At 64.9% G+C, this 23,224-nt stretch carries 23 protein-coding genes and 2 tRNA genes; 19 read left to right on the top strand and 6 right to left on the bottom strand.

Going from position 1 to position 23,224, the window contains the following annotated elements; genetic code table 11:
* The first annotated feature begins 4 nt into the window (after window positions 1-4).
* Both KR767_RS01435 and KR767_RS01430 read left to right on the top strand, forming a co-directional pair.
* Window positions 5-649, top strand: a complete 645-nt coding sequence (locus KR767_RS01435) for a glutathione S-transferase N-terminal domain-containing protein (RefSeq protein WP_250877876.1) — start codon at window positions 5-7, stop codon at window positions 647-649.
* A 145-nt stretch (window positions 650-794) separates the two neighbouring features.
* Window positions 795-1,229 carry a ClpXP protease specificity-enhancing factor gene (locus KR767_RS01430; protein ID WP_425602761.1) on the top strand — a complete coding sequence of 145 codons (435 nt, stop codon included), beginning with the start codon at window positions 795-797 and terminating at the stop codon, window positions 1,227-1,229.
* 130 nt (window positions 1,230-1,359) lie between these two features.
* On the opposite strand, the gene KR767_RS01425 is transcribed toward KR767_RS01430, so the two are convergent.
* The 4 genes from KR767_RS01425 to KR767_RS01410 form a co-directional block, all read right to left on the bottom strand.
* Window positions 1,360-1,755: a DUF3301 domain-containing protein gene (locus KR767_RS01425; RefSeq protein WP_166952569.1), complete on the bottom strand. Its 396-nt coding sequence runs from the start codon at window positions 1,753-1,755 to the stop codon at window positions 1,360-1,362.
* A 59-nt stretch (window positions 1,756-1,814) separates the two neighbouring features.
* Complete coding sequence (gene nadC / locus KR767_RS01420; protein ID WP_250877874.1) at window positions 1,815-2,681, bottom strand: carboxylating nicotinate-nucleotide diphosphorylase; 867 nt, start codon at window positions 2,679-2,681, stop codon at window positions 1,815-1,817.
* Between the two features lie 245 nt (window positions 2,682-2,926).
* The gene (locus tag KR767_RS01415) at window positions 2,927-5,170 is read right to left on the bottom strand and encodes a DUF1631 domain-containing protein (RefSeq protein WP_250877873.1); all 2,244 of its coding nucleotides are present in this window, start codon (window positions 5,168-5,170) and stop codon (window positions 2,927-2,929) included.
* 77 nt (window positions 5,171-5,247) lie between these two features.
* Complete coding sequence (locus KR767_RS01410) at window positions 5,248-5,538, bottom strand: Trm112 family protein (protein WP_166952564.1); 291 nt, start codon at window positions 5,536-5,538, stop codon at window positions 5,248-5,250.
* Between the two features lie 71 nt (window positions 5,539-5,609).
* On the opposite strand from KR767_RS01410, the gene purE reads away from it, so the two are divergent.
* Entirely contained in the window at window positions 5,610-6,119 is a 510-nt protein-coding gene (gene purE, locus KR767_RS01405) for a 5-(carboxyamino)imidazole ribonucleotide mutase (protein ID WP_166952563.1), read from the top strand.
* A gap of 50 nt (window positions 6,120-6,169) precedes the next feature.
* On the top strand, window positions 6,170-7,270 hold the full coding sequence (locus KR767_RS01400) for a 5-(carboxyamino)imidazole ribonucleotide synthase (RefSeq protein ID WP_250879207.1): 1,101 nt from the start codon (window positions 6,170-6,172) through the stop codon (window positions 7,268-7,270).
* Between the two features lie 186 nt (window positions 7,271-7,456).
* Here the strand turns inward: KR767_RS01400 and KR767_RS01395 are convergent, their stop codons facing one another.
* On the bottom strand, window positions 7,457-8,038 hold the full coding sequence (locus tag KR767_RS01395) for a Fe-Mn family superoxide dismutase (RefSeq protein ID WP_166952561.1): 582 nt from the start codon (window positions 8,036-8,038) through the stop codon (window positions 7,457-7,459).
* A 110-nt stretch (window positions 8,039-8,148) separates the two neighbouring features.
* Between KR767_RS01395 and grxD the strand changes: the two genes are divergently transcribed.
* From grxD to tmk, 13 genes are all read left to right on the top strand, one after another.
* A complete protein-coding gene (gene grxD / locus KR767_RS01390; RefSeq protein ID WP_166952560.1) occupies window positions 8,149-8,472 on the top strand; it encodes a Grx4 family monothiol glutaredoxin in 324 nt (107 codons plus the stop codon).
* Complete coding sequence (locus tag KR767_RS01385) at window positions 8,469-9,242, top strand: SDR family NAD(P)-dependent oxidoreductase (protein ID WP_166952559.1); 774 nt, start codon at window positions 8,469-8,471, stop codon at window positions 9,240-9,242. The genes grxD and KR767_RS01385 overlap by 4 nt, the downstream gene beginning before the upstream one ends.
* Before the next feature lie 58 nt (window positions 9,243-9,300).
* The gene (locus KR767_RS01380) at window positions 9,301-9,897 is read left to right on the top strand and encodes a YhgN family NAAT transporter (RefSeq protein WP_166952614.1); all 597 of its coding nucleotides are present in this window, start codon (window positions 9,301-9,303) and stop codon (window positions 9,895-9,897) included.
* A 217-nt stretch (window positions 9,898-10,114) separates the two neighbouring features.
* Window positions 10,115-11,824 (top strand): bifunctional ornithine lipid synthase OlsF, encoded by a 1,710-nt coding sequence (gene olsF, locus KR767_RS01375; RefSeq protein WP_250877872.1) that lies wholly within the window; start codon window positions 10,115-10,117, stop codon window positions 11,822-11,824.
* A 268-nt stretch (window positions 11,825-12,092) separates the two neighbouring features.
* The gene (locus KR767_RS01370; protein ID WP_250877871.1) at window positions 12,093-15,452 is read left to right on the top strand and encodes a TonB-dependent receptor; all 3,360 of its coding nucleotides are present in this window, start codon (window positions 12,093-12,095) and stop codon (window positions 15,450-15,452) included.
* A gap of 163 nt (window positions 15,453-15,615) precedes the next feature.
* Entirely contained in the window at window positions 15,616-17,013 is a 1,398-nt protein-coding gene (gene ppnN / locus KR767_RS01365) for a nucleotide 5'-monophosphate nucleosidase PpnN (RefSeq protein ID WP_166952552.1), read from the top strand.
* Between the two features lie 116 nt (window positions 17,014-17,129).
* On the top strand, window positions 17,130-17,285 hold the full coding sequence (locus KR767_RS01360) for a DUF3309 family protein (protein WP_166952549.1): 156 nt from the start codon (window positions 17,130-17,132) through the stop codon (window positions 17,283-17,285).
* Between the two features lie 72 nt (window positions 17,286-17,357).
* Entirely contained in the window at window positions 17,358-17,996 is a 639-nt protein-coding gene (locus KR767_RS01355; protein ID WP_250877870.1) for an SOS response-associated peptidase family protein, read from the top strand.
* An 18-nt stretch (window positions 17,997-18,014) separates the two neighbouring features.
* Window positions 18,015-18,149 carry a hypothetical protein gene (locus KR767_RS21300; protein ID WP_284732864.1) on the top strand — a complete coding sequence of 45 codons (135 nt, stop codon included), beginning with the start codon at window positions 18,015-18,017 and terminating at the stop codon, window positions 18,147-18,149.
* Window positions 18,149-18,754, top strand: coding sequence for a DNA-3-methyladenine glycosylase (locus KR767_RS01350; RefSeq protein ID WP_166952543.1), 606 nt, complete (start codon window positions 18,149-18,151; stop codon window positions 18,752-18,754). The genes KR767_RS21300 and KR767_RS01350 overlap by 1 nt, the downstream gene beginning before the upstream one ends.
* Window positions 18,755-18,820: 66 nt before the next feature.
* Window positions 18,821-19,093 (top strand): hypothetical protein, encoded by a 273-nt coding sequence (locus tag KR767_RS01345; protein ID WP_166952540.1) that lies wholly within the window; start codon window positions 18,821-18,823, stop codon window positions 19,091-19,093.
* A 70-nt stretch (window positions 19,094-19,163) separates the two neighbouring features.
* Window positions 19,164-19,240 (top strand) — tRNA-Asn (locus KR767_RS01340).
* 170 nt (window positions 19,241-19,410) lie between these two features.
* Window positions 19,411-20,034: a dTMP kinase gene (tmk, locus tag KR767_RS01335; protein ID WP_250877869.1), complete on the top strand. Its 624-nt coding sequence runs from the start codon at window positions 19,411-19,413 to the stop codon at window positions 20,032-20,034.
* Window positions 20,035-20,142: 108 nt separating this feature from the next.
* Here tmk and KR767_RS01330 read toward each other — a convergent pair whose 3' ends face one another.
* Window positions 20,143-20,634 (bottom strand): GspH/FimT family pseudopilin, encoded by a 492-nt coding sequence (locus tag KR767_RS01330; protein ID WP_284732863.1) that lies wholly within the window; start codon window positions 20,632-20,634, stop codon window positions 20,143-20,145.
* 124 nt (window positions 20,635-20,758) lie between these two features.
* Here KR767_RS01330 and uvrB point away from each other — a divergent pair, with 124 nt between their 5' ends.
* Both uvrB and KR767_RS01315 read left to right on the top strand, forming a co-directional pair.
* Window positions 20,759-22,780 (top strand): excinuclease ABC subunit UvrB, encoded by a 2,022-nt coding sequence (uvrB, locus tag KR767_RS01320; protein ID WP_250877868.1) that lies wholly within the window; start codon window positions 20,759-20,761, stop codon window positions 22,778-22,780.
* Between the two features lie 58 nt (window positions 22,781-22,838).
* Window positions 22,839-22,913: transfer RNA gene (locus tag KR767_RS01315), tRNA-Val, on the top strand.
* Window positions 22,914-23,224: the final 311 nt, after the last annotated feature.

The raw sequence follows: 23,224 nt of genomic DNA, 5'->3' as shown, positions 1-23,224 counted from the left end.
AAAGATGGTCCAGCATGCACGCGCGCGCACGGCGCTCACGCTCTACACCAGCGTCGATGACATCCACTGCCACCGCACGCGACTCGTGCTGGCGGCCAAGGGCGTCGCCTACGACCGGATCATCCTGAAACCCGACCAGCCCACGGCCGACCTGCTCGATCTGAACCCTTACGGCACCCTGCCGACGCTGGTGGATCGCGAGCTCACCGTCTACGACACCCTCGTGGTGGTGGAATACCTCGACGAGCGTTATCCGCATCCGCCGTTGATGCCCATCGATCCTCTATCCCGGGCCCGGCTGCGGCTGGCCACCTGGCGCATCGAGAACGACTGGCTGCCCGAGATCGACCTGATCCGCGAAGGCGGCAAGGAAGCCACGGCGGCCCGCAAACGCCTGCGCGAGCACCTGCTGGTCTCGGTGGAGCTGTTCAAGGCGTCCCGGTTCTTCCTGAACCCCGAAATGAGCCTCATCGACTGCCTGGTAGCCCCGGTGGTCTGGCGCCTGCCCTCGCTGGGCGTGGATCTGGGCGCGGCCGGTAAGCCCATCGTCGACTACGGCGAGCGCCTGTTTCACAGCCAGGGCTTCGAGCGCAGCCTCACGGCGGAAGAAAAGGCCATGCGCCCTGACTTCGATTTCGGCCGGGTCTGAGACTGGCGGCGGGGCCGGCTGTCCCCGGTCCCCCGTATCCTTGTAAACTGTGCCCTGACCTTGCCCTGCCGGGGCTCTGGTGATCCCCGACCAACCGGCGGGAACGACGAGGACGCTTTTCATGGATACCAACGAAAGCACGGGCATGACTTCCAATCGGCCCTACCTGCTGCGCGCCATCTACGACTGGATCAGCGACAACGGCCTCACGCCCTACGTGCTGGTCGACGCCGGCCAGCCGGGTGTCCGCGTGCCGTCGCATGTGGTGAAGAACGGCCAGGTCGTTCTTAACCTGGCGATGCGCGCCGTGGCCAATCTCGACCTTGGCAACGATCGCATTTCCTTCCAGGCACGCTTCTCGGGCGTGAGCCAGTCCATCGTGATTCCGGTGGGCGCCGTCCTTGCGCTTTACGCGCAAGAGAACGGTCAGGGCATGATGTTCCCGGCCGACGAGAGCGAAGCGGAATCGCCGAGTCTGGAAGCGGTCGATAACGATGCGCCGGAGGCGCCGGTCCCCGAGGTCGGCGGCGACGATGATCGCCCCAAGCGCGGCGCACCGCATCTGCGTGTGGTGAAATAAAAAAACCGCCGGAAGGCGGTTTTTTTATCCAAGCGGTGCCTATCTATACTGTAGGAGCGCGCCTTGCGCGCGACCGGGATGACCACACGGACGGGTCGCGCGCAAGGCGCGCTCCTACAGGGGGCATCTTTCAATGCAGCCTGCGACGTTCCGCCAGCGAAATCACATTACCGGCATAGCTGCCCGGGTCGGTAGCCACCACGGTTTCCAGCTCCGGATTGCCGGAAAGCGGTAGCGAAAAGCTTGCCACCTCGTTGCCGACCATCCAAAGACGGGCGGCCTGGCGGGATGTGCCATCTTCGCTGACTTCAAACGCATAGCAGCGTTCAAACCGGCGTGCGCCGTTGACGCCTTGCAGGCGAATGGCGCGCAGGCCCACCGACTGGTCGAGCAGTTGCAGGCCATAGCGCCGACACAGCGCCGAAGCCGCCTGCACGGCGACCTCGCGGGCACGGGTCAGGCGATACCAGGCGCCGATAACGGCGGCCAAGACCAGAAGCCAGAACAGGTCGGTGATCGATGCCATGGCTTGAGTGTGTGGCCGGCAGCCTCCGAGGACAAGTCCCCGGAGGTTCTTGCGTGTGATTACAGGTCCAGGCGCAGCGACAGGTCGATGGCGCGAACGTTCTTGGTCAGCGCGCCGCTGGACACGTAGTCCACCCCGGTCGAGGCGATATCGCGCAGGGTATCGAGCTCCACGTTGCCGGAAACCTCCAGCGGGATGCGTCCGGCGGTAAGCGCGACGGCATCGCGCATCATGGGCAGGGTGAAATTGTCGATGAGGGCACGGTCGGCACCGCCGTCGATGGCCTGCTGCAATTCGTCGAGGTTCTCGACTTCGACGATAAGCGGCAGCTCGGGGTGGATGCGCCGGGCGGCGGCGATGGCCTGGGGAATGCCGCCCGCGGCGATGATGTGGTTTTCCTTCAGCATCATCGCATCGAACAGGCCCATACGATGGTTGGTGCCGCCGCCGCAGCGCACGGCGTATTTCTGGGCACGACGCAGGCCCGGGAGGGTCTTGCGGGTATCCAGCACCCGCGTGCGGGTACCGGCGATGGCGTCCACAAAATGTGCGGTGGCCGTCGCGGTGGACGAGAGCATCTGCAGGAAGTTGAGCGCCGAGCGTTCTGCTGTCACCAGCGCCCGGGCAAGGCCTTCCATGCGGCACACCACGGAGCCGGCAGGTATGCGGTCGCCATCGTGGAAGGCCCAGTCGATGCTTACGTCCAGATCGAGCGTGCGGAAGCAGGCTTCGAACCACGGCGCGCCGGCGAGCACGGCATCTTCGCGGCAGGTGAGTGTTGCGGTGATGCGCTTTGCGGGGTCGATCAGGTCGGCGGTGGCATCGCCGGGGCCGACGTCTTCGGCGAAGGAGCGATCAACGGCGGCGAGGATCTCGTCGTCCGACGGCAGGGCATCGGCGAGGTGTCGCGAATCGGATGCGGTCATCGATGGAGCGCGGCATGGGAAGAGGGCGCTACCTTACTCCCCCCGCGCCCCCCGCTCCACTGTAGGAGCGCGCCTTGCGCGCGACCGCTTTTCGCGATCCCGTTACCTGACTCGTACGACCGGTCGCGCGCAAGCACGCTCCTACAGGGAGAGGCGCAGGTGCACGTGTAGGAGCGCGCCTTGCGCGCGACCGGTATGGCAAGCAGGCCTGGGATGGCGAAAAGCGGTCGCGCGCAGGCGCGCTCCTACAGGGGGCTGCGGAGTTTTTCGACGATGGCGTCCATCGCGCGGTCGAACAGCAGAGTGGAGTCGAGCACGCGGGCCGAGTCGCTGGCGAAGGCCTGGGCGAGGGCGCCGAGGCTGTGGTCGGCCACCTTGAGGCCGCGACGGTTCACGAACAGGTAGCGGCCGCTGATGGGGCTGATCCATGACAGCTTCGCGCGATCCGACGTGCCATCCTCGGCGACGAATTCAAGCCACTGTCCCACCTTGAGCTCGCGAGCCTGCGAGAGGTAGCGCTCGTCGAACGCATCGTCGGAAAGGGTTTCGGACTCGTCTTCCGGCTCGGGTGCGCTGGGCTCCTCGATGGCCTGGATGGCCTGCGGCAGCGGCATCTCGCTGGCCGGCGGCTCCGAGGCAGCAGGTGCCTCGTCAAGCTGCTGGCGATAGAAGGCATGCAACTGGACCAGCAACTGCTCGGTGTCGGCCTCCTGAAAAGCCACCGAGGCCAGTCCGCGACGAAGCGAACGCTCGATGCCAGGCAGCAGTGAGCGCAGCCGGCGCCGACTCTCGGCATCGTGTGCCGCATGCGTGCTGGCAACGAAGTCGTCGATGAAACGAAGCGACTCGTGGAACTCAGGCGATTCTTCACCCTGGCGAAGCAGGGTGAGCACGATGTAGTTGGCCCATGCGCGGGTCAGGACGCCGTAGATGAGTGGCGGCAACGATTCACCGCCGATGCGGCCCACGATTTCCTGGGCGGCGCGACGGCGCGCATGTTCGAGCTTTTCGCGACCACGCGTGGATTCGGCCACGCGCTGTTCCGCCAGCTCGGCACGCTTGCGGCTGATATCCAGGAATTCCTGAAGCTCGGTCGCGAGACGCTGGAAGATGGCGATGTCATCGTCGAAGTCGTGCAGCAGGCGCTCGACGATGGACTTGACCTTGTCGTACAGGCGCCCGTCGCGGTCGCCTTCCACCGACCAGCCCTTGGCGGCGTCCGCGAGCGCATCCAGCAACTGGCGCGCCGGATGCGTCTTGTGCGCGAACATGCGCCGGTCGATGAGGCCGGCCTTGAGATAGGGAATCTGCAGGCGTGCGAGCAGCACCTGCATCTCGGCGGGCAGGTTGTGGTCTTCGAGGATGAACTCGAAGAGCATGCCGACCAGATCGATGGTGTCTTCGTCGATGCCCGACACATGCGTGGTCTGCTGACCGCGGAGCTGGCCGATCTGCGCCAGCAGCTGGGCCTTCAGTTGCGCCACGTCACGTGTGACGTCCGCCTGCGTCGCCAGCGGCGAGCCGGCCATGGGCAGGCTCGATATCTGGCTTTGCAGCAGGGTGAGCGCCCCCAGCAGTTCCGTGGCGCTGGGCAGCGGGCCTACGGCTACCGGTGCGGCCATGTCTGGGCCACGGCGTGCACTGAAGAGTGCATGCAGGGTCTGCATGAACTCGGCGGCGACGGCATCGGACACCACGGCGGGGTTGGCCACGGCAGCCTGTGGGGCGGCAGCCTGCGGGGCCGTCGTGGCGGTCGATACCGGCGCATCGCTGCGCCTCGTGGAAATCTCGTGGCGCAGCTGCGGCAGTACGCCGGCGGCAGCCAGTTCGTTGTTGATGTCGTCGTAAAGGTCGTCGATGCCAGCCAGCACGTAGCGATCGAAGAGCTTGTAGATGATCAGCTTGACCTTCACCTCGACCAGCAGCTCGCGCATGGCCTGGCGGAATGCCGCCGTCAGCGAGGTGGGGCCGACGGGATTGGTGGCGTCGTCCATGCGGGCGCCGCCACAGATCACCGACAGGCGCTGGTTCACCGCAAACAGGGCACGGGCGAGGCGTTGTTCGTTCTTGCTCACCATGCCGGTGACGGCGAGGGATTCTTCCAGCTCGTTCTCGCCCACGAGGCTGAGCTCGATGTTGGCGAGGGGGCGGGCACTGACATCGGCTTCGGGTGCGCGACCGCGGCCTGAGGCGAAATCGGCGAGGTCGCGGGCCACCTGGCCCAGGAAGGTGCGCTCGACGATCGCCCGCTTCTTGCGCACCTCGCGCATGCCATCGAAGAACTGCGTCTGCGCCGCGTTGTTCTCGGCTTTTTCAGCGAGATCGAACAGGGCGTCGTCGATGTTCTCGAACATGTTGCTGGCGAGCGCGTGCAGGCGCTTCGTGGCGAGGCCGCGAACGCTGACCAGCAGGGCACCCACCCGGTCGCTGCGCGGGTCGAGCCGCTGGCTCAGATCGATCACGTTGGATGGCTCGCTCGCGTTGCTCATCGCGCTTCCTGGATTACCGCTGGCCCCCGCCCGTGAAGGCATTGTGCGGGATGCAGGTTCTTATAGCGTGACTGTTGTCACGGATTTTGCGCGAATCCCGCATCAGGGGTGAAACCGGTCAACTGGGTGGTGCCGATGCCAGCCTCAGGGAGCATGACGGGGATGCCGTCTTCCACACGGTAGACCAGCTTGCCGTCGGTGGTGATCAGGCCCTCGGTGAGCGTTGCGCTGACTTTTTCGCCTGCCACCGTGTCGACGGAGCCAGCGCGGATGGCGCCATTGAGGCTGTCGCGTTCGCTGGAGGTGAGCGGGCGCACGGGGCGCTTGCTGACGGGGCAGCAGAGGATATCGATGAGTCGCTTGTCCATGGGACGTGGCCGGGCGGCCAACCTGAGAAACGGGAATGCTCGTACAATAGCCGCTTTTGGAAGCTCCGGCCATGACTGTAGGCAACGAAGCAACCGCTCCGCGCGTCGGCGTGGTGATGGGCTCTCGTTCGGACTGGGAAACGATGGAGCACGCCTCGGCGATGCTCTCGCGCCTGGGTGTGGTGCACGAGGTCCGGGTCGTTTCCGCCCACCGCACGCCCGACCTGCTGTTCGACTACGCGAACACGGCCCGCGAGCGCGGCATCCAGGTCATCGTGGCCGGTGCCGGTGGCGCCGCCCACCTGCCGGGCATGATCGCCGCCAAGACCCCGCTGCCCGTATTCGGTGTGCCGGTGCAGTCCAAGGCCCTGAATGGCATGGATTCCCTGCTGTCCATCGCGCAGATGCCGGCCGGTATCCCGGTGGGCACCCTGGCGATCGGCAAGGCCGGTGCCACCAATGCCGCCCTCATGGCTGCCTCGGTGCTGGCCCTGCACGACCCGGCCGTGGCCGCGGCGCTCGATGCCTTCCGCGCCGAACAGACCCAGACCGTCCTCGATAACCCGGATCCCCGCGCGTGAATCGCAAGCTGCCCTGTCTTGGCGTCCTTGGAGGCGGCCAGCTGGCCCGCATGCTGGCCATCGCGGCCGCGCCGCTCGGCGTGCGCACGCTCGTGGTCGATGGCGCCGATGATGCCTGTGCCGGCCAGGTGGCCGAGCTGGTCGTGGCCGACTGGAACGACGAGGCGGCCCTGGCGGAGTTTGCCCGCCGGGTCGACGTGGTCACCTTCGATTTCGAGAATGTCCCCGCCGCCACGGCAGAGAAACTGGCCGCGCTGGTCGATGTCTTCCCCAATCCACGCGCACTGGCCATCGCCCAGGACCGCCTGGCCGAGAAGACCCTGTTCCGCGAGTCGGGCCTCAATACGCCCGAGTTCGAGCCGGTGGACACCCGCGATGACCTGATTCGCGCCGTGGAGCGCATCGGCCTGCCGGCCGTGCTCAAGACCCGCCGCCTGGGCTACGACGGCAAGGGCCAGTTCCGCCTCAAGGAGCCGGCCGATATCGACGCTGCCTGGGCCGCCCTGGGTGAGGCCGCCGCCCGCGTCGGCCTGATCCTGGAAGCCTTCGTGCCGTTCGATCGCGAGGTCTCGGTGGTGGCGGTGCGCGGCCGCGACGGCTCGTTCCGCAGCTGGCCGCTTACTCGCAACTGGCACGTCGATGGCGTGCTGTCGCTCAGCCTGGCGCCTGCGCCGGGTTCCACGGACGAGCTGGAACGTACGGCCAATGCCCACGCCCGCACCATTGCGGAAAAGATGGACTACGTCGGTGTCTTCGCCCTGGAGCTCTTCGTCCGCGACGGCGAGCTGCTGGGCAACGAGATGGCCCCCCGTGTCCACAATTCGGGGCACTGGACCATCGAAGGCGCCCACACCAGCCAGTTCGAGAACCACGTGCGTGCCGTGCTGGGCATGCCGCTGGGCGACACGGGCGTGCGCGGTTGCAGCGCCATGCTCAACTGGATCGGCGACATGCCTGATCCGGCGCCGGTGCTTTCGGTGGTGGACGGCCACTGGCACGACTACGGCAAGGAGGCCCGTCCGGGCCGCAAGGTGGGCCATGCCACGATATGCGCGCCGGATGCCGGCACATTGCGTACGCGTCTGGCCGAGGCAGGGCAGGGCCTGGGCCGTGAGGCGCAGGTAGCCCCGGCCATCGAAACCCTGGCCTGAACCCTTTCCCGGGCTGACCATGCCTGTAGGAGCGCGCCTTGCGCGCGACCGGTTTGGCGATATTCATCAACTCATCGCCAAAACCGGTCGCGCGCAAGGCGCGCTCCTACAAAAAGAAGGCGGCGCCAAACAGAAGAGGCCAGGTCTTGCGACCCGGCCTCTTCGTTTATCGGGCCCTGGGAAGGATCAGGCCAGGTTCTTGGCCGCGAAGTCCCAGTTGACCAGGTGCCAGAAGTTCTCGAGGTACTTCGGGCGGGCGTTGCGGTAGTCGATGTAGTAAGCGTGTTCCCACACGTCGGCGGTGAACAGCGGCTTGTCGCTGCCGGTGATCGGCGTGGCGGCGTTGGAGGTGTTCACGATGGCCAGCGAGCCATCCGGACGCTGCACCAACCAGGTCCAGCCCGAACCGAAGTTGCCGGCGGCCTGCTTGTTGAACTCTTCCTTGAACTTGTCGACCGAGCCGAAGGCCTTGTCGATGGCATCCTTCAGGGCGCCCTTCGGCTCCGAGGCCTGCGCGGTCGGGCGCATCGAGTGCCAGTAGAAGGTGTGGTTCCAGATCTGGGCTGCATTGTTGAAGATGCCGCCCGAGGAGGACTTGACGATGTCTTCCAGGCTCTTGCCCTCGAATTCGGTGCCCTTGACGAGGTTGTTGAGGTTCGTCACGTACGCCTGGTGGTGCTTGCCGTAGTGGAACTCGAGCGTCTCGGCCGAGATGTGCGGCTCAAGTGCATTCTTCTCATAGGGGAGCGGGGGAAGTTCGAACGCCATGGGCGGACTCCTTAGCGGTGGCTGGGGGATGGGAAAAGGGGAGCAGGGGGCGCGGGCGCCACACTGCTACACTACGCAACTGTCAGCATTCTAATGATGAAACCCGAGCTATGGACGTCGTAGACGAGATCAAGGCCACCGTGGCGACTCATCCGATCGTGCTCTTCATGAAGGGCACGCCCGAATATCCCACCTGCGGGTTCTCCGACCGGGCCGCCAAGGCGCTCTCGGCGGCCGATGCCACGTTCCACGTCATCAATGTCCTGGCCGATTCGCGCATACGTGCGGGCCTGCCGCATTACTCCAACTGGCCTACGTTTCCGCAGCTGTTCGTCCTAGGAGAATTCATCGGCGGTTGCGACGTCGTGGAAGACCTGCATGCGGCAGGTGAACTCAAGCGCATGGCCGTTGAAGTGAGCGGGGCCGAGACATGAGCGCCCTGCCGTCCGCACGACTTCCCGAAGGCTGGTCCTTCACGCCGGGCTCGCTGGCCGGCCGGGTCATCATCGTCACCGGCGCCACCGGTGGGCTGGGTGGTGAGACGGCACGAGCCGTCATGCGGGCAGGCGCCACGGTGGTCATCACCGGCCGCAAGGTGCGGGCGCTGGAAAAACTCTACGACCAGCTGGTGGCCGATGGTGGCCAGCAGCCGGTGATCCATCCGCTGGACCTCGAAAGCGCCACGCCGGCCGATTACGCCGCGCTGGCCGAAGGCATCGAGAACGAATTCGGTCGTCTCGATGGCATCGTGCATGCGGCGGCTCACTTCAATGAGCTGACTCCCATGGCCATGCACAAGCCGGACGACTGGCTGCGTGCGATGCAGGTCAACGTGTCCGCGCCGTTCGCGCTTACCCAGGCCTGCATGCCGTTGCTGACCCGCGCCGACGACAGCGCCGTGATCTTCGTGCTCGACGATCCGGAGCTGCTCTCGCGTGCGCACTGGGGCGGTTATGGCGTCTCCAAGGCGGCGGTCGAACGCATGACCGCCGTGCTCCACGCGGAAAACCGCCAGGGTGCCATGCGCGTGCATGCCCTGCTTCCCGCCCCGATGCGCACGGCACTTCGTCGCGCCGCCTATTACGGTGAAAACACCCTCGACCGTCCGCTGCCCACCGCATCGGCCGAGGCCATCGTCTATCTGCTTTCAGGTGCCGGCGCCGACGCGCGCGGCACCGTGCTCGATATTCGCCACACCCACTGATCGTTCGCATGGCCGCTGATGGCCAGGGCGAGTAAGGAGTCGTTCCATGGAAACGCAGATGACGACGTTGTCGGCGGGCATCCTGCTGTTCCTCATCATGGACCCGCTGGGCAACATCCCGTTGTTCCTGGCATTGCTGAAGGACGTGCCCCCGCAGCGGCGCCGCAAGGTGCTGATCCGTGAGCTGCTGATCGCCCTGGGCGTGCTGGTGGCCTTCCTGCTGGGCGGCCAGTACATCCTGAAGGTGCTGCAGCTGCGCCAGGAGTCGGTGAGCATCGGTGGCGGCATCGTGCTGTTCCTCATCGGCATCCGCATGGTCTTTCCGCCCGTGGAGGGTGGCGTGTTCGGCAAGCCGGGGGAGGGCGAGCCGTTCATCGTGCCCATGGCCATTCCCGGCGTGGCCGGCCCCTCGGCGATGGCGGCCCTGCTGCTGCTCACCAATTCCCAGCCCGGTCGCACGGCCGAATGGGGCATCGCCCTGTTCCTGGCCTGGTTCGCCACCGCGGTGATCCTGCTGAGCTCCACCTTCCTGTTCAAATGGCTCGGCGAGAGCGTCCTGACGGCGCTGGAGCGCCTGATGGGCATGCTCCTCATCGCCCTGTCGGTGCAGATGTTCCTGGGCGGCATCTCCTCCTACCTGCACATCGCCGTCTGATTACAGCGGCACATTGCCGTAGGAACATACGTGACGGTAGGGTAGCTGTCATAATTGCCCGCGAGCATGGGCGGGGGCGGAGCGTATCCGTCCTCGGGCATGGGTCGAGGCCCCCGAGGTGGGGGCACATAGGACGTTCGAAGGCACTATGAGAAAACACGACTCCGCACCGGCCACGTTCGGCAACGACCGTTCGACGTCAAAGGGAGCCTAAATCATGCTGAGCATCGATCAGACCCTGCTTGAGCGCATGCCCTGGCTGGCCCAGCATCCGCGCCTGCGCAAGCCCCTGGTGGGCATGCTGGAAACGCTGGCCCACGAGGATCGCTTCAACCGCACCCTCGAAGTCGCGGGTACGGCAAAGGGTTTCGAATTCTGCGAGAAAACGCTCGATTACCTGCGCGTGAGCTGCAGCGTCACCGAGCGCGAGCGCGAAAACATCCCCGTCGAGGGGCCGCTGCTCGTCGTTGCCAACCACCCGCTGGGCATGGTCGATGCCATCGCCCTGATCCAGTTGCTCGGGTCGGTGCGCCGCGACGTCCGCATCCTCGGTAACGACGTGCTCAACGCCGTGCCCCAACTGGGCAACCTGCTGCTGCCGGTGGATGTCTTCGGCAAGGGCGCCGGCTCGCGCATGCGCGCCATCTTCCGCTCCATCGAGGCGGGCGAGGTGCTGATCCTCTTCCCGGCCGGTGAAGTGTCCCGCATGAGCCCCGGTGGCGTCCGCGACGGCAAGTGGTCGGACGGCTTCGCCCGCATCGCCATGCGCACAGGCGTGCCCGTGTTGCCCGTGCACATCAACGCCCGTAATTCCGTGGCCTTCTATGGCCTGTCCATGCTGGCCAAGCCGCTCAGCACCGCGATGCTTCCGCGCGAGGCGACCTCGGGCAAGCAGCGCGTGAGCTTCCGCATCGGCAAGCTGGTGGATGCCGACGAACTCAAGCAGGTCAGTGGCGGGTCCACGGAGCAGGCGGCGAAGCTCATGCGTCGCCACATCTACCGTGTGGGCGCGCAGCGTGGCCTGATCTTCGGTGGACAGACGCCGCTGGCGCATCCCGAGCCGGTGGAGCGCGTGGCCGCCGAGCTGGACAAGGCCGAGCTGCTCGCCGAGCTGCCCGATGGCAAGAAGATCATCCTCATGCAGGGTTCGTCGGACAGCGCCGCCCTGCGCGAGATCGGCCGCCTGCGCGAACTGACCTTCCGCCGCGTGGGCGAGGGCACCGGCAAGCGCCGCGATCTCGACGCCTACGATCCCTACTACGAGCACCTGGTGCTGTGGGACGCCAAAGCCCTGCGCATCGTGGGCGCGTATCGCTTCGGTCACGGCGGTCGCATCATCGGCGAGCGCGGCATGAACTCGCTTTACACCTCAAGTTTGTTCGACTACTCGCCGGCGCTCGAATCACGCCTGGCGCAAGGACTTGAGCTGGGCCGCAGCTTCATTGCGCCCGCCTACTGGCGCTCGCGCGCCCTCGACCAGCTCTGGCAGGGCATCGGCCTGTATCTGCAGCGCCACGGCGACCTGCGCTACCTGTTCGGCCCGGTAAGCATGTCCGTAAGCATGCCGCGTGAGGCGCGGGAATGGATCGCGGCCGCGCACCAGCACTTCTTCGGCGTGCAGGGTCTTGCGGCGGCCCGCCAGCCGTTCGTGATTCCTGAAGCCACTATCGATTCGGTGCGCGCCGAGCTGGAAGGCCTTGATCCGGCAGCAGGTCTGGGCCGGCTCAAGCATCGCCTGGACGCTCTTGGTGTCACCTTGCCCGTACTTTATCGCCAGTATGTCGATCTGGTGGAGCCTGCGGGCGTGCAGTTCCTTGCGTTCGGTGAGGATCCCGACTTCTCGGGATGCGTCGACGGCCTCGTAATGCTCGACCTGGCCTCACTGAAACCTGCGAAGCGTTCACGCTACCTGACAAAGAATGCCTGATTTTTCAATGAGATAGGCGGGAAGGGTCTACCTCTAAGAAAAAGTGGTATTTATCAAAGTTACGTGAAAGAGTTACAAATCTGTCATACAATGCCGTTAAAGTGGGCTTAACAACTGTCACCACCGGTTCGCAGGATGTGACGCCGGTCACGTAGAGCCTACGTAGCACTTTGGGGACAAACCAGGACGAATCGCACAACCCGGCACGTTGCCGGGCGTCCCTTCGTCTGGCCATTTTTTCGTTGCAAGCCACAGGGTCGACCATTAAATGAATAGCCGAATCCGCGCCAAACTCTTGCCGCTGGCGATCGCATCGCTGTTTGCGGCACCTGCATTCGCGCAGGAAACCTCCGCCACGATCAGCGGCCGCATCCTCGATGCCGCCGGCCAGCCGGTGGCCAACGCCACCGTCGTCATCGTGCACGAGCCGTCGGGTACCACCAAGACGGTCACCACGGACGCTGCCGGTCGCTACAACGCCCTGGGCCTGCGCACGGGCGGTCCGTTCGACGTGACGGTGAAGAAGGACGGCGCGCCGTCCGCCCGTCAGGACAACATCTTCCTGGCCGTCGGTAACGACACGGCCGTGAACCTCACCGTGGGTGCCGGCGCCGCCAGCAGCGCCGACGCGACGGCGCTCTCCGCCGTGACCGTGTCCGCCGTGTCGGGCCAGTTCTCTTCGGAAAACAAGGGCCTGTCCACCTCGATCTCGCAGGAACAGCTGAAGAACACCCCGGCTCCCAGCGGCAACATCGCCGACATCGCGCGTCTCGATCCGCGCGTCACGGTCGATCACGGCACGGGCGCCATCTCGGCGAACGGCCAGAACACCCGCATGAACAGCATCAAGGTCGATGGCCTTGGCGTGGGCGACCCGTTCGGCCTGAACTCCACCGGCATGCCGACCGTCGGTTCGCCGGTGTCGATGGACACCATCGATTCGTTCAACATCTCCACCGCCAACTACGACGTCAACTCCGACACGATCGGTGCTGAAATCAACGCGGTGACGAAGTCCGGTACCAACGACTTCCACGGTTCGGTCTACTACGGCTTCAAGAACGCCAGCAGCATGGTCGGCGACGCGGGCTGGCTCAACCAGAACCGCGGCTACACCGAGTTCGACCGCAACTGGAAGAGCGGTGTCACCATCGGTGGCCCGATCATCAAGGACAAGCTGTTCTTCTTCGCCGGCTTCGAAAAGGAAGAAGTGACCGGCCTGAGCTCGGGTGCCGTCAACGGCCTCGATCCGTCGATCGCCAACTCCACCTCGAACAAGGTCTCGCAGGGTGATCTCGACAAGACGATCGCGGCTGCCGGCAAGGTCGGCCTGAACCCGGGTACGCTCGGCGCCAACGCTGGCACGCTGACCGACAAGCGTTACATCGCCAAGATCGACTGGAACATCACTGACGGTCACCGCATGAACCTTGCGTACTCGCGTACCAAGGAAGTCAAGCCCAACCCGCAGGGCAACAGCACCAACAGCATCGGTCTGTCGAGCTACTGGTACACCGTCAACTCCGACATCAAGAACTACACCCTGCAGTCTTTCGACGACTGGAGCGATATCTTCTCGTCGGAAACCAAGATCGGCTACAGCGACTACGGCCTGAACCGCTCGGTGTCCACGCAGCAGCCGCAGGTCGGCGTGCGCGTGAACGGCGGCAATGGCAACGCCACCGCACCCACCATCAACCTGGGTGAAGACCAGTACAGCCACTACAACGTGGCATCGGTGAAGACCCTCAACGGCCTGTGGACCGGCACCCTGTACCTGGGCGACCACACCATCAAGGGTGGCGTCGAGTGGGAGCGCAGCCGCGTCTACAACCTGTTCGGCCGCACGGAGTTCGGTGCCTACACGTTCGACGGTTACCAGAACCTTTCGACGGGCACCTACAGCAACTACACGCTCTACCAGCCGGCACCGGGCTATTCGCTCAGCGATATCGCCGCGAAGGTGGAACTGCGTCGCCAGACCTGGTTCCTGCAGGACACCTGGCAGGCATCGGATAACCTCTCGGTCCAGTACGGCATCCGCGTCAACAAGTACCTGACCGACGACAAGCCGACCTACAACCCGACCTTCCAGCAGAAGTTCGGCTTCAGCAATGCCAACACCATCAATGGCAGCAAGCTGGTCGAGCCGCGCCTGTCGTTCAACTACACCTTCGACAGCGAGTACAAGACCCAGCTGCGCGGTGGCGTTGGCCTGTTCCAGTCGGATCCGCCGACCGTGTGGCTGGCTAACCCGTACCAGAACAACGGTATCAACATCGCCACGTACTCGTACAACCGCCAGCAGGACGGTAGCTGCAAGTTCGGCAACAGTCCGACGACGATTCCGTGCCCGGCTTTCAGCCCGAACCCGTTCAAGCAGAACACCAGCGGTGCCGGCACGATTCCGCAGATGGCCGTCGATACCGTCGACAAGAACTTCAAGCTGCCGAGCGTGTGGAAGTCGTCGATCGCGTTCGATCGTGAGCTGCCGTGGGACGGCATCATCGGCAGCATCGAGTGGCAGCACCTCGAGACCAACAACGGCATCTTCTACGAAAACCTGAACATCGGTGATCCGACGGGCAAGCTGCCGGACGGTCGCTTCACGTACTACGGCTGCATCGGTGGTGCGACCGCGCTCGGCGGCGCCACGGGCGCCAAGTGTGCCGGCCTGCCGAATGGCCAGGCGGCTTCGGGCACGGGTAACAACACCAACCGTTATCGCTCGGACAACCGCTTCGCCCAGGCCGTCACCTACCTGACGAACACCAAGAAGGGCACGGCCGATACCGTCACGCTGTCGTTCACCAAGGCCCTGCAGAACGGCTGGGGCTGGAGCGTCGCTGCAACGGCCGGTCACGCCACCGAAGTCAACCCGGGCACGTCCAGCCAGGCCAGCTCGAACTACTCGAACAACGCCTGGGTCAACCCGAACGAGAACATCGCCTCGACCTCGAACACCAACATCGGTCGTCGCCTCAACGCCTCGCTCACCTGGCAGCACAAGTTCTTCGGCGACTACAACACCACCGTCAGCGCGTTCTACGATGGCCACGATGGCGTGCCGTACAGCTGGGTGTTCTCGAACGATGCCAACGGCGACAGCTACGCCCGCGACCTCGTCTACATCCCGAAGGGCCCGGGCGACGTGATCCTGCGTAACGCCGGTGGTACCGCGCCTGCCTCGCAGCAGCTGCAGGACCAGTTCTACTCGTACATCCAGAGCGACGACTACCTGCGCAAGCACAAGGGTGAAGTCGCCCGCCGCAACGGTACCCGTTCGGCCTGGGTGAACCAGATCGACCTCAGCCTCAGCCAGGAAGTCCCGGGCATCTTCGCCGGCAACAAGGGCGAAATCCGTCTCGACATCTACAACGTGCTGAACCTGATCGACAAGAAGTGGGGCCAGCAGTCGTACGTGGGCTTCCCGTACACCCGCAACTTCGCCGCCTTCGGTGGTGTGGATGCGTCGGGCAAGTACATCTACAACCTGCCGACCGATGCCAACGGCAACTACCAGCCGGGCCAGAAGACGATCTACGACTCGCCTTCGGACAACAGCGCGACCAAGGTCAACCCGGTCTCGCGTTGGTCGGCCCAGCTGACCCTGCGTTACACGTTCTAAGCCGGCTCCGGTCGCAAAGGACGAAAGCCAGCCCCGCGAGGGGCTGGCTTTTTCTTTGGGCGGACTTGACCCCCGTGGGCGCCCCGCGTGATCCTAAGAGGTCCGCTCCAGACCCCGGAGCGGAGTTCGCCGCTAATTCGCGGTCAGAAGGACATGTAACTCCATGAATGCCAACCAGTTCGGAGAACCGGTCTCCGGCAAGACGGTCAGCGCCCGCGTTTCGCCGGCCGGCGGTCTCGATATCCTCTCCCGCAACGAAGTCGCCCGCCTGCGCGACGCCAGCGGGTCCGGCCTCCACCAGCTGCTGCGCCGCTGCGCGCTGGCCGTGCTCACCTCGGGCAACCTGTCCGACGAGCCGGGCTCCATCTTCGAGCAGTACCCCGATTTCGACATCCAGGTGCTGCAGGAAGACCGCGGCATCAAGATCGAACTGAAGAACGCCCCGGAGCAGGCCTTCGTCGACGGCCGCATCATCCGCGGCATCAACGAACTGCTGGTCGCCGTCGTGCGCGACATCGTCTACATCTCCACGCAGCTGGAGACAGGCGGCTTCGACCTCGACGAAACCGTGGGCATCACCCATGCCGTGTTCGAGATCCTCCGCAACTCGCGCATCCTGCGCCCGCAGGTGGACCCGAACCTCGTCGTCTGCTGGGGCGGTCACTCGATCTCGCGCGACGAATACGAATACACCAAGCGGGTGGGCTACCAGCTTGGCCTGCGTGGCATGGACATCTGCACGGGCTGCGGCCCGGGCGCGATGAAGGGCCCCATGAAGGGCGCCACCATTGCCCATGCCAAGCAGCGTCGCAAGGGCAACCGCTATATCGGCGTGACCGAGCCGGGCATCATCGCGGCCGAGTCGCCGAATCCGATCGTGAACAACCTCGTGATCATGCCGGACATCGAGAAGCGTCTCGAAGCCTTCGTGCGCCTCGGCCACGGCATCATCGTGTTTCCGGGCGGCGTGGGCACGGCGGAAGAAATCCTCTACATGCTCGGCATCCTGTTGCTGCCGCAGAACAAGGGCATTCCGTTCCCGCTGATCTTCTCCGGTCCGCAGGCGTCGGCGCCGTATTTCGAGCAGATCGATCGCTTCCTGCGCCTGTGCCTGGGCGACAGCGTGGCGGAGCACTACCGCATCATCATCGACGACCCGGCGGCCGTGGCGCACGCCATGGTGGCGGGCATCGACAAGGTGCGTAACCACCGCCTGGACAACAAGGACGCCTTCTTCTTCAACTGGGCGCTCGACATCCCGCTGCCGTTCCAGCAGCCGTTCCGTCCCAACCACGAGGCGATGGCCGGTCTCGCGCTGCACCGCGACCGTCCGCGCCACGAACTGGCGGCCGACCTGCGTCGTGCCTTCTCGGGCATCGTGGCCGGCAACGTGAAGGAAGAGGGCGTGCGCGCCATCGCCGATCACGGCCCGTTCGTGATCGACGGTGAGCCGGAAATCATGCGTGCGCTCGACGACCTGCTGAAGGCCTTCGTCGAACAGCACCGCATGAAGCTCCCCGGCGGCACCGCGTACGAGCCCTGCTACGTGGTTCGCACCTGAGCCGGCTTTCCGCCCGCTGAACGTGATGCCGGGGCACGGCCCCGGCATCACGATGCCTAGACGGCACTCCGAGCGAGGATGCGCGACCTGACAAGCGCCTACGGCCGGAGTTGCCCATGCTCGTTACCATCCTTCTCGTCATCCTGCTTCTTGCCCTGGTCGGCGGCCTGCCTACCTGGGGCTACTCGCGTAGCTGGGGTTACGGTCCCAGCGGCGGCATCGGCGTGATCCTCGCGATCATCCTCGTCTGCTGGTTGCTCGGCGTCTTCTGACCATGCCGGCGTTCGTGGCCGGAATGCGACGGACGCACGGTCCGGGCCGGTTGAACGCGCGATCATGAGGCCATGGACGCCTGCTACGAACTCATGCCGCCCTGGGCGGTGACTGGTGGCGCAAGGAGCGCGCTGCGCGCCCTGGGCATCGATCCCAGGGCCGCGCTGGGTGCCTATGGCGTCTTTCCCCGTATCGAGCCCGGCAGCTATGCCCCCGTGGTCTGCTGCGTGGATGGGCATCCTTCCCTGCACGGCAAGCGCTGGGGCATGCTGCCCGGCTGGTCCGACCGGCTGGCGCTGGCGGCCCGTACGGCCTTCGTCGAGGCGGATGGCGCCCATGAGCGACCGGCCTACCGTGAGGCCTTCGGAAGTCGCCGCTGCCTCGTTCCGGCGACCGGACTGCTGGTGGCGCAAGACCACGACGACGCCTTGCTGGCGCGCCCCGTCCGGGGCCGCCTGCTGTGCATGGCAGGGCTCTGGAACCGCTCGGGGGACGGGGTGCTCTCGTACTCCCTGCTGGCCAGGGGGCTGAACGACCGCCGTGACCCCGTATTCATCGCGCCGGATGCATGGTCTGCGTGGCTGTCGGGGAGTGAGGAAGAAGCGCGTTACGCCCTGGCCGGGCAGGCGCATGTCGAGCTCCGCTACTATCCTTCACCGTACCGGTCGCCGATCACGGCCTATGCCCACGCCGGTGACGAATACGCCTGATTCGCCGGAGGACCTGCCATGCCGCGCCCCTTCCGCCCGGTTCCTGATGCGGAGCCGTTGCCATCCGGCACATCGCCGCCGCCGCTGGACCATGAACCCGTGGAGCGTCCGGGTCCCGATCCCGACACCGATGGCGAGCCGCTGGAGTATTGATGCCTCGTTCTTCCACGCGCTGGCCGGGTCGCATCCTGCCGCGTGAGTTCTTCCAGCGCGATCCGCGGATCGTAGGGCCCCTGCTGCTCAACAAGGTGCTCGCCTGCGCCGATGGCCGGGCAGGGCGCATCGTCGAGGTCGAGGCGTACTGCGGGGCCATCGATCCGGCCGCCCATACCTATCGCGGCAAGACGGCACGCAACGCGGTGATGTTCGGGCCGCCGGGACACATGTATGTGTACTTCACCTATGGCATGCACTGGTGCTGCAACACCGTCTGCGGTGAGGATGGGGAAGGCTCCGGCGTGCTCATCCGGGCACTGGAACCGATCGCCGGTATCGAGCACATGCGCGAGGCCCGCCCGAAGGCGAAGAAAGATCGCGAGCTTTGCAGCGGCCCGGCCCGCCTGACCCAGGCACTGGGCATCACCGGCGCACAGAACGGTATCGACCTGGTGCGCGCGCGGGACGGCTATACGGTGGTCGACGACGGCACGCCTGCGCCGGAAAACGTGCCCGGCTCGGCACGTATCGGCATCCGCGAAGGCACGGACCTGCTGTGGCGCTGGTATGTGGCGGGCAATACCCACGTTTCCCGTGCCTAGTACGGGGCTGGCCTCGTGATGGCCCCCACCGTTAGGCTTACGTCCACCCAGCCAAAGGAATGTCGCATGAAGCGCATGTTCGTCATCGGTCTCGCCACGCTGCTCGTCATCGGCAGCGCCGCCGCGGACACCTATCGCTCCGGTTCGAAGGTGCTGGGCAGTGGGGACAGCGAAGGCCGCCTGCGCGAAGTCATGGGCAAGCCGGATCGCGAAACGCCCATCGAAACCTCGCGCGGTGGCCTCCGGGGCTATCGCCTGGAATACTTCCGCGACGGCAAATCCGTGCAGTTCGAGGTGGTCAACGGGCGCATCCAGTCGATCACCCAGATCGACAGTTGAGCGGATGAAACGGAATGTGAAGACAACGCTTGACAGCCCACCCCGATATCCACAAAATACGTAGCTCCCCGCCCGAATAGCTCAGCCGGTTAGAGCACTTGACTGTTAATCAGGGGGTCGTTGGTTCGAGTCCAACTTCGGGCGCCATATTCGAGAAGGGCCAGCAGAAATGCTGGCCCTTTTCTTTTTCGAAGCTGCTGCCGATCACGCAGGTCACTAGCTCTCTAAGCAGGGTACGCCGCGCGGACGTTTCGTAGCATTGGTCCAAAAATTAGCGACGCTAGTCTGGCGAGCTAAATCAGGTAAAGTCCGGCCCTATGGCACTTCATCCCATTCCCGGCGGTCTGCTCATCGCCATCGAAGGCATCGACGGTGCCGGCAAGACGACCCTCGCACGCACCCTCAGCGACGAGCTGACGCGTAACGGCGCCACCGTGTCGCTCAGCAAGGAGCCGACCACGGGGCCGTGGGGCATGAAGATGCGCAATTCCGCTGCGGAAGGCCGTCTGACACCCGATGAAGAACTGGACCTCCTGATCAAGGACCGCAAGCAGCACGTCGAGGAACTCATCGGCCCCGCGCTCGCCAGGGGTGAAGTCGTCATCCTCGACCGGTATTTCCCTTCCAACGTGGCTTATCAGGGTGCCGCAGGGCTGCCAGTCGACAAGGTCATGGAAGCGAATGCCTTCGCACCGCGCCCCGACCTCCTGCTCCTTCTCGACCTGCCTCCGGCCGTCGGCCTGAGCCGCATTCGCGCACGTGGCGATGCACCGAATCTTTTCGAGACAAACGACAATCTGTCGCGTTGCCGGGAGATTTTCCGCTCGCTCGATCTGGCGCATACGGCGGTCGTCGATGCGTCGGCCGAGGCGGATGCCGTAGCTATGCAGGCCATGCAGCACGTGCGTGCGGCCATCGCGCGAAAGCTTGCTCACGGTTGAGGCTGTGCGCTCAAGGCGAGCCATCGCCTGAAGGTGCTTACGCCACTTGTCGCAGGTGTCCCGCCGTATCGAAAGCCACGCAGGAATGCGTGGCTTTTTCGTTGGGTATCATCGCGCGCAATCGCGGGCATCGGCCGGGTCGGAGGCGTCGGTACGTATGCGCCCCGCGAGCGCAATGACGATGGACATGGCGGTCGCTGGCTGCTTCCTTGCGCACAATGTAAGGGTGTGGCCCTGGATGACGGTGCCATCGGGTTTGAACTGAATCATGGATGGCTGGCGACGCCCTGTGCGGAAATGGGCATCCAGCGGCGGATGCCCGATGGAAGTCACGATGCCGCCGCGTTGCCGGGCACTCCAGCCCCCGGCCCAGCTCCGTGTGCCGTCGTGGGCGATGACGTGCACCGGCTCGCCAGTGGTGATGGCGAGTAGCCGGGCTCGATCCAGGTCGGCCCGTAGTTCCTCGGCGGCGATACGCAATTGCCGGCGCATGGTGGTCTCCCGATAGGCCGGCACGGCGAGGGCGGCCAGCAGGCCCACGATGGCAAGCACCACGACCAGTTCGGCGAGGGTAAAGCCCGGGGAAGGGTGGTGTGGCATCGGATATCCAGGCGGAGCACCTGATACTGGGTTTGTCAGCAGTCATTCGCCGCCAGCCGGCTACGTCACGCCGCGTGGGCGCCCGCGCTTTAAACTCGGGGTCCGCACCCGCATTTCGTCATCTATGACTGATCGCTTCCAGCTCGTTTCCCCCTACAAGCCGTCCGGCGACCAGCCGGAGGCCATCCGCAAGCTCGTCGACGGCTTCGAGGCCGGCCTGGCGGCGCAGACCCTGCTTGGCGTGACCGGCTCGGGCAAGACCTTCACGATCGCCAACGTGATCGAGCAGGTGCAGAAGCCGACCATCGTGCTGGCACCGAACAAGACGCTGGCGGCGCAGCTGTACGGCGAGTTCAAGGAGTTCTTCCCGAACAACGCGGTGGAGTACTTCGTCAGCTACTACGACTACTACCAGCCCGAAGCGTACGTGGTGGCCTCGGATACCTTCATCGAGAAGGATTCGAGCATCAACGATCACATCGAGCAGATGCGCCTGGCGGCCACGAAGGCATTACTGTCGCGCAAGGATGCACTGATCGTGGCGACCGTCTCCGCCATCTACGGCCTGGGCGATCCGGAGGACTACATGAGCCTCCGCCTGATCCTCTCGCGTGGCGAGCATATCGACCAGCGCGCGCTGATCCGCCAGCTCACGGAGTTGCAGTACATCCGCAACGAGATGGAACTGCGCCGCGGTACATATCGCGTGCGCGGCGAGGTGATCGACGTGTTCCCGGCCGAATCCGAGAGCGAGGCCCTGCGCATCGAGTTGTTCGACGGCGATGTCGAAAACCTCTCGCTGTTCGATCCGCTCACCGGTGAAACGCTGCGCCGCGTACCGCGCTACACCGTGTATCCGAAGACCCATTACGCCACCACGCGGCAGAGCGTGCTGAACGCTATGGAGACGATCAAGGTCGAGCTGTCGGAGCGCCTGGAGCAGCTGTATCGGGACAATAAGCTCGTGGAGGCGCAGCGCCTTGAACAACGCACGCGTTTCGACCTGGAAATGATGGCCGAGGTGGGTTTCTGCCAGGGCATCGAGAACTATTCGCGCCACATGACCCGCCGCGGTCCGGGCGAGCCGCCGCCGACCCTGTTCGATTACCTGCCGCCCGATGCACTGATGGTGGTGGACGAATCGCACGTCACCGTGCCGCAGCTGGGCGCCATGTACAAGGGCGACCGTTCGCGCAAGGAGACCCTGGTGGAGTTCGGTTTCCGCCTGCCGTCGGCGATGGACAACCGACCGCTGCGCTTCGAGGAATGGGAGCGCCGCAAGCCGCGCGCGATCTATGTTTCGGCTACGCCGGCGAAGTACGAGCTTGAACAAGCCGAAGACAATATCGTCGAACTGGTGGTGCGCCCCACAGGCCTGATCGATCCGGAAGTGGAGGTGCGCCCGGTACGCACTCAGGTGGACGACCTGCTGGGCGAGATCCGCCTGCGTATCGCCATGGGAGACCGCGTGCTGGTCACCACGCTGACCAAGCGCATGTCGGAAAACCTCACCGATTACCTTGCGGAACACGACGTAAAGGTGCGCTACCTGCACTCGGATATCGAGACGGTGGAACGCACGGAAATCATCCGCGACCTGCGCCTGGGCGAGTTCGACGTGTTGGTGGGCATCAACCTGTTGCGCGAAGGCCTGGACATGCCCGAGGTGTCGCTGGTGGCGGTGCTCGATGCCGACAAGGAAGGCTTCCTGCGTTCCACCCGCTCGCTGATCCAGACCATCGGCCGTGCGGCGCGAAACGTGCGCGGCAAGGCGATCCTCTATGCGGACGAGATCACGCGTTCGATGAAGGATGCGATGGACGAGACCGCCCGTCGCCGCGAGAAGCAGATCGAATACAACACGGCCCACGGCATCACCCCGAAGACCGTAGTCCGCCGCATCGCCGACATCATGGAAGGCGCCCGCGCCGACGTGGGCTCGCGCGGCAAGGGCAAGAAGGGCAAGGATGCGAAGAAGGTGACCGAGCAGGCCGCCGACTACGCCTCGCTCAGCCCGGAGCAGGTGGGCTCCACGATCAAGAAGCTGGAGGCCCGCATGTACAAACACGCCCAGAACCTCGAATTCGAGGAGGCCGGCAAGCTGCGCGACGAGATCCACCGCCTGCGGGAACGGGCCCTGCGGTGAATTTTCACCGAACCCCTTGCACGAGGGGTCGGGTGCCGGTAAACTGCGCAGCTCTTCCGGGCGGTTAGCTCAGCGGTAGAGCACTACCTTGACATGGTAGGGGTCACAAGTTCGATCCTTGTACCGCCCACCACTTTCCCTCCATCGGGTCAGTGGAATGAAGACAAAGACATAAGGAGCCCGCGAGGCTCCTTTTTCTTTGCCGCTATCCTCAGGCCCCATCGCGGCCAACTGCCTCCCACCGATTCGATACCCCTGTAGGAGCGCGCCTCGCGCGCGACCGGTCAATACGAGGTGTTGATGATGTTCGCGACAACCGGTCGCGCGCAAGGCGCGCTCCTACAGAGAGGCGTGGTCGCGATGGTGTGGATACATCCGAAGGACGAAACCACGTTCGTGTTGTTTCGCCTGGCGATGACTGGGATGGGATTGGCGAGGTCGGGT

It is taken from the genome of Luteibacter anthropi, from assembly GCF_023699965.1.
GTDB lineage: Bacteria > Pseudomonadota > Gammaproteobacteria > Xanthomonadales > Rhodanobacteraceae > Luteibacter > Luteibacter anthropi.
This window is presented reverse-complemented; position numbering and strand designations above follow the sequence as displayed.

Excerpts from the sequence above, each read along its gene's own strand:
- KR767_RS01435 (WP_250877876.1), top strand. The coding sequence starts at position 5 with ATGGTCCAGCATGCACGCGCGCGCACGGCGCTCACGCTCTACACCAGC.
- KR767_RS01430 (WP_425602761.1), top strand. The coding sequence starts at position 795 with ATGACTTCCAATCGGCCCTACCTGCTGCGCGCCATCTACGACTGGATC.
- KR767_RS01425 (WP_166952569.1), bottom strand. The coding sequence starts at position 1,755 with ATGGCATCGATCACCGACCTGTTCTGGCTTCTGGTCTTGGCCGCCGTT.
- nadC (WP_250877874.1), bottom strand. The coding sequence starts at position 2,681 with ATGACCGCATCCGATTCGCGACACCTCGCCGATGCCCTGCCGTCGGAC.
- KR767_RS01415 (WP_250877873.1), bottom strand. The coding sequence starts at position 5,170 with ATGAGCAACGCGAGCGAGCCATCCAACGTGATCGATCTGAGCCAGCGG.
- KR767_RS01410 (WP_166952564.1), bottom strand. The coding sequence starts at position 5,538 with ATGGACAAGCGACTCATCGATATCCTCTGCTGCCCCGTCAGCAAGCGC.
- purE (WP_166952563.1), top strand. The coding sequence starts at position 5,610 with ATGACTGTAGGCAACGAAGCAACCGCTCCGCGCGTCGGCGTGGTGATG.
- KR767_RS01400 (WP_250879207.1), top strand. The coding sequence starts at position 6,170 with ATGCTGGCCATCGCGGCCGCGCCGCTCGGCGTGCGCACGCTCGTGGTC.
- KR767_RS01395 (WP_166952561.1), bottom strand. The coding sequence starts at position 8,038 with ATGGCGTTCGAACTTCCCCCGCTCCCCTATGAGAAGAATGCACTTGAG.
- grxD (WP_166952560.1), top strand. The coding sequence starts at position 8,149 with ATGGACGTCGTAGACGAGATCAAGGCCACCGTGGCGACTCATCCGATC.
- KR767_RS01385 (WP_166952559.1), top strand. The coding sequence starts at position 8,469 with ATGAGCGCCCTGCCGTCCGCACGACTTCCCGAAGGCTGGTCCTTCACG.
- KR767_RS01380 (WP_166952614.1), top strand. The coding sequence starts at position 9,301 with ATGACGACGTTGTCGGCGGGCATCCTGCTGTTCCTCATCATGGACCCG.
- olsF (WP_250877872.1), top strand. The coding sequence starts at position 10,115 with ATGCTGAGCATCGATCAGACCCTGCTTGAGCGCATGCCCTGGCTGGCC.
- KR767_RS01370 (WP_250877871.1), top strand. The coding sequence starts at position 12,093 with ATGAATAGCCGAATCCGCGCCAAACTCTTGCCGCTGGCGATCGCATCG.
- ppnN (WP_166952552.1), top strand. The coding sequence starts at position 15,616 with ATGAATGCCAACCAGTTCGGAGAACCGGTCTCCGGCAAGACGGTCAGC.
- KR767_RS01360 (WP_166952549.1), top strand. The coding sequence starts at position 17,130 with ATGCTCGTTACCATCCTTCTCGTCATCCTGCTTCTTGCCCTGGTCGGC.
- KR767_RS01355 (WP_250877870.1), top strand. The coding sequence starts at position 17,358 with ATGGACGCCTGCTACGAACTCATGCCGCCCTGGGCGGTGACTGGTGGC.
- KR767_RS21300 (WP_284732864.1), top strand. The coding sequence starts at position 18,015 with ATGCCGCGCCCCTTCCGCCCGGTTCCTGATGCGGAGCCGTTGCCATCC.
- KR767_RS01350 (WP_166952543.1), top strand. The coding sequence starts at position 18,149 with ATGCCTCGTTCTTCCACGCGCTGGCCGGGTCGCATCCTGCCGCGTGAG.
- KR767_RS01345 (WP_166952540.1), top strand. The coding sequence starts at position 18,821 with ATGAAGCGCATGTTCGTCATCGGTCTCGCCACGCTGCTCGTCATCGGC.
- tmk (WP_250877869.1), top strand. The coding sequence starts at position 19,411 with ATGGCACTTCATCCCATTCCCGGCGGTCTGCTCATCGCCATCGAAGGC.
- KR767_RS01330 (WP_284732863.1), bottom strand. The coding sequence starts at position 20,634 with ATGCCACACCACCCTTCCCCGGGCTTTACCCTCGCCGAACTGGTCGTG.
- uvrB (WP_250877868.1), top strand. The coding sequence starts at position 20,759 with ATGACTGATCGCTTCCAGCTCGTTTCCCCCTACAAGCCGTCCGGCGAC.